At 58.2% G+C, this 673-nt stretch carries 2 pseudogenes; one reads left to right on the plus strand and one right to left on the minus strand.

Features of this window, described 5'->3' with window-relative positions:
- Positions 1-183, plus strand: a pseudogene (locus tag D3H34_RS33375) (hemerythrin); the annotation flags it as partial.
- Positions 184-241: 58 nt separating this feature from the next.
- On the opposite strand, the pseudogene D3H34_RS33380 reads toward D3H34_RS33375, so the two are convergent.
- Positions 242-673 (minus strand): annotated as a pseudogene (locus tag D3H34_RS33380) (TetR/AcrR family transcriptional regulator); the annotation flags it as partial.

The raw sequence follows: 673 nt of genomic DNA on the forward strand, positions 1-673 counted from the left end.
GCCCAGGGCAATGTACGCATCTGCCGCGAACTCATCGAAGCGCTGGCGGACTGGTTTCCGGGCCATGCGACCCATCTTGATTCAGCACTCGCCCACTGGCTTTCAAAGCGACGCTTCGGCGGCAAGCCCGTGGTGCTGCACCGGGGCATTCACGCCGCCAGCACACCATTGCCACGGCGCTGACATCGGCGAGGGCCGGCGCAGCACTTTTGCCTGCGGATAAATGGCCAACCTGCAGGTCTCAAAGGCTCTTTGACTTGGCGGCGCGGATACGCTTGGGCTTTTCCACCACCTGAGCGACGCTTTGCTGTGCCTGCTCCACCAGGTGAATCAGGCACGAGGTCAAAATGGATTGAAAATCATCGAGCGATTCGCCCGATGCCCCTGCAATCGCATTGCCGTCCTGCATTGCCAGAGTGAGCATGCTGAGTTTTTTTGGCAATTGCGGCAACTGAGCCAGCAACGGCTGTGGCAATATGGCACGCCACCAGCTTGCGAGCTCTTCCCTTTGCGTCTCCCGGATCTTCAGGAATTGCCTTCTTGCCGTCTGCTCCGGCACGGATTTTTCCACGCTCAGAATAACGCCCAAGCGCCAAAAATCGGCCGCAAAATACTTCGGATTCGATTGCGTGGTGAATATTCGCGTGACATGCTGCTCGAAGCTTTCCCCAGG

The sequence above is a fragment of the Acidovorax cavernicola genome, from assembly GCF_003581445.1.